This is a genomic window from Micromonospora phytophila, assembly GCF_023656545.1.
GTDB lineage: Bacteria > Actinomycetota > Actinomycetes > Mycobacteriales > Micromonosporaceae > Micromonospora > Micromonospora phytophila.
Window position 1 is genome coordinate 1 of sequence record NZ_JAMOKF010000452.1, and the last position, 3,546, is coordinate 3,546.

The following is a 3,546-nucleotide window of genomic DNA, read 5'->3' on the forward strand; positions in this document are numbered from 1 at the left end:
CGCGTCGCCGGACGGTGCCGCTGGCGAGGGCTGTGGTCGCGGCCGTGGCGGGGCACCCGCCGGGCCGGTGCGGACGGGGGTGGGCCGGCCGCGGCTGACCCCGGCCGGCCGTGCCGGCGCCTGCTCCTTCGGCAGGTCGAGGGCGACCTCGGCCCCCATCCGTCGGCGCAGGGTGGCCAGGGCGCGCGACGTCTGGCTCTTGACCGTGCCCGGGGAGATCTCGAGCAGGGCCGCCGTCTGCGCCTCCGACATGTCCTCGTAGAAGCGCAGCACGAGCACCGCCCGCTGCCGGGTGGGCAGCGCGCTGAGGTGCCGCCAGAGCAGATCCCGGTCGAGCTGCTGGTCGATCTCGTCGGCGGCCGCCCGCTCCGGCAGCACCTCGGTGGGGCGCTCACCGTGCCAGCGGCGGCGCCACCAACTGGTCGAGGTGTTGACCATGACCCGGCGGGCGTACGGCTCGATCGCCTCGATCCCGCCGAGGCGCTTCCAGGCCAGGTAGGTCTTGGTCAACGCGGTCTGGAGCAGGTCCTCGGCGGTGGCCCAGTCCCCGCTGAGCAGGTACGCGGTGCGCAGCAGGGCGCCGGAGCGGGCCGCGACGAAGTCGCGGAACTCCTCCTCCAGCGGGTCCCTGCTCGCCACCGCTCACCTCCGCACCCCGTCCTTGCAGAGCAGGCTGCCATGGCCGGGCACGTCGGGTCGACGGCAAAAGGTGTGCGACTCATCCGATGTTCGGACGAAAACCTTCACGCCCCGTCGTCGGCCTTGGCCTCGTCCGCCTCCTTGCCCAGCCGCGCCTCGACCGCCTGCGGCTCGTACATCTCCTCGACGACGCGCAGGTAGAGCTCGTTCGGGTTGGGCAGGTTCTTGATTTCGCGGAGCGCCTGCTCCTGGCCGGCGGACTCCAGCACGAAGGTGCCGTAGTTGAGCGCTCGGCCGGTCGGCGTCTGCTCGTACTTCATGTCGGTGACCCGGACCAGCGGCATCATCGCGACCCGCCGGGTGATGATGCCGTTGACGACCATCACCCGCTTGTTGGTCAGGATGAAGCGGTCGTACCACCAGTCGGCGACCTTCCAGGCCACCCAGCCCATCACCGCGAACCAGAGCAGCACGGCGATCGTGGTGAGCGCGCCGACGTCCTGCCCGGCGAGGAAGCCGGAGAGGTAGCCGAGCACGAAGGTCGCGGCGACGCCGATCAGCAGCGGGGTGGCGAGGTGGATCCAGTGCCGCTTCCACTCGCCCCGGTAGCGCTCGGTGGGGAAGAGATAGCGCGCGACCAGCGAGCTGGGCTCGTCCTCCAGCGGCAGCACCCGGCGCGGTGCCATGCCGGCGGCGTCGGCCCGGAGGCCGGCCAGCTCGTCCTCGGAGATCTGCGGCGGCTGGTAGCCCGCCTCGGGGTCACGGATCCAGGCCCGCCCCGACCGGCCCTCGCCGGCGTAGCCCGGACCGTCGCCCAGGCTGGCGCTGTCCGAAAGGGAGGGACCGTCGGAGAGGCCCGGACCGGAGCCGTAACCCGGCCCGTCGTCGGGGCCGAGCCGGGGGATCGGCTCCGTGTCGCGTTCCCGGCGCTCCCGGTCGGGGTCGTCGGGGTCGAAGGGTGGACCGGAGGGGCTTCCCATCGGCGGCTAGGCGACGAGACTGGTGAAGAAGTCGCCGAACCCCTGTGCGATGTCCATGATGCCGCCGCCCAGCGACTTGAACACGTCCGCGGCGGAATTTGGCCGGTAGGCGACAAAGAAGATCAAGAATGCGATTCCGGCCCAGGTGAGGACCTTCTTGACCATGGCGGGCCATCCTCTCGCGCGGCGCCGGGTCCCATTACCGCAGCGGCACCCAGAGTATCAGTGTGGTGTCGTACAGTGAATATCTGCGTCCGTTCTCCGACATTCCGGGAGACCTGGCAAGCCCTGGAGACCTGTCAAGCCTTCCCGTGCAGATACGGAGACGGTGCGCCGTACACGAGTTCGGGGGGAGTCCACTCGGTCAGGTCGTGCAGCACGACATCTTCCGCGAGCAGGTGACCCGCACTCGCCGGCCAGGCTATCGCATGGAGCCACATTCCCCGAGCTTCGCCGGCGTACGCGCTTCGATCGGTCGGCGAATTCACGAGCCACAGTGGAGTCGGATGACCGGCCACCCTGATCCTGGCCTGCCCGACGTGCTCCGGGTGACCGTAGCCCGGATCGGTAAGCGCCTCGGCCAGTTCCGGGCCGGGATCCGGGCCGGCCAGACCGGCGAACCGGGTGCCCAGACCGACGCCCGGCTCCTCGGCCACGAAGACCAGGTCGGCCGGGCCACCGCCGAGCGGCGCCGGCCCCGCGCAGGCCACCGCGGTGGCCCGCACGCCGGTGCGGTCGTCCCCCGCGTACGCCACGCCGGTCATGGTCCAACCGGGCGGCAGCGGCCAGGGGCACCAGAGCGGCACCACCGGCCGGTGGGGTGGATCGGCGGCGGCGACGATCCGTTCGACCACGCTGGCGACGATCTCCGCGCCGATGTGCTCCGGCACGTGCAGCGGGGGAACCGGTCCGCAGTCGACGCAGCGCGACTCGGTGTGCATCAGGTCCGGCGCACGGACCTGCCCCCCACATCTCGGACAACTCACCGCGACACTCACCACCCCACCGTCGCCCCGTGCCGCCGCCCCGTCAAGCGGAGCGGCGGTTTCGGCCCCGGGGTTCGTCGCACCTGGACGAGGTCAGTCCGGCGGCGGCCCGGCGTGCGCGCGGATCCAGGCGTGCATCGCGATGCCGCTGGCCACGCCGGCGTTGATCGACCTGGTGGAGCCGTACTGGGCGATGGAGAAGAGCTGGTCACAGGCCGCGCGGGCCGGGTCGGAGAGACCGGGGCCCTCCTGTCCGAAGAGCAGCACGCAGCGCGACGGCAGGGTGGTGGTCTCCAACGGCCGCGACCCGGGCAGGTTGTCGATGCCGACGACGGGGAGCCGTTCCCGTGCCGCCCACGAGACGAACTCCTCGATCGTCTCGTGGTGCCGGACGTGCTGGTAGCGATCGGTCACCATCGCACCCCGGCGGTTCCACCGGCGACGGCCGACGATGTGCACCTCGGCGGCGAGGAAGGCGTTGGCGTTGCGGACCACGGTGCCGATGTTGAAGTCGTGCTGCCAGTTCTCGATCGCCACGTGGAAGCCGTGCCGACGCCGGTCCAGGTCGGCCACCACGGCCTCGCGGCGCCAGTAGCGGTAGCGGTCGACCACGTTGCGCCGGTCACCCTCGGCGAGCAGCTCCGGGTCGTACCGCGGGTCGTCCGGCGGATCGCCGGGCCACGGTCCCACGCCGACGTCGAGCTGCTCACCGGTCACGGTCACGCAGGTTACGTCCCGGGTCGCGGGCGGCGGGCACCGGGCGGGGGGCTCAGCGCAGCCCCAACGCGTCGCCGAGCCGCTCCAGGAAACGACGGTCGGCGGGGGCCGGCGACACCCCCTCGACCCGCGCCACCGGCTGCGCCTCGGTGGTCGCCGCCCGGCAGACCCGGGCCGCGACCGACTGCACCCACTGCCGGTACGCCGCGGAGTCGGCCGGGTCG

At 72.2% G+C, this 3,546-nt stretch carries 5 protein-coding genes; all 5 read right to left on the bottom strand.

Annotation, left to right across the window (positions count from 1 at the left end):
* On the bottom strand, positions 1 to 639 hold a 639-nt coding region (locus NCC78_RS29365; RefSeq protein ID WP_250798604.1), incomplete at its 3' end, for a SigE family RNA polymerase sigma factor.
* A gap of 104 nt (positions 640 to 743) precedes the next feature.
* Entirely contained in the window at positions 744 to 1,619 is an 876-nt protein-coding gene (locus NCC78_RS29370; protein WP_250798605.1) for a PH domain-containing protein, read from the bottom strand.
* 6 nt (positions 1,620 to 1,625) lie between these two features.
* Complete coding sequence (locus NCC78_RS29375) at positions 1,626 to 1,784, bottom strand: hypothetical protein (protein ID WP_007455302.1); 159 nt, start codon at positions 1,782 to 1,784, stop codon at positions 1,626 to 1,628.
* Between the two features lie 134 nt (positions 1,785 to 1,918).
* Positions 1,919 to 2,620, bottom strand: coding sequence for a DUF6758 family protein (locus tag NCC78_RS29380; RefSeq protein ID WP_372495233.1), 702 nt, complete (start codon positions 2,618 to 2,620; stop codon positions 1,919 to 1,921).
* A 78-nt stretch (positions 2,621 to 2,698) separates the two neighbouring features.
* Entirely contained in the window at positions 2,699 to 3,322 is a 624-nt protein-coding gene (locus NCC78_RS29385) for a TrmH family RNA methyltransferase (RefSeq protein ID WP_250798607.1), read from the bottom strand.
* Between the last annotated feature and the right edge of the window lie 224 nt (positions 3,323 to 3,546).

What these genes read in the sequence shown, in the direction of transcription:
- NCC78_RS29375 (WP_007455302.1), bottom strand. Translation starts at nt 1,784, where the DNA reads ATGGTCAAGAAGGTCCTCACCTGGGCCGGAATCGCATTCTTGATCTTC.
- NCC78_RS29370 (WP_250798605.1), bottom strand. Translation starts at nt 1,619, where the DNA reads ATGGGAAGCCCCTCCGGTCCACCCTTCGACCCCGACGACCCCGACCGG.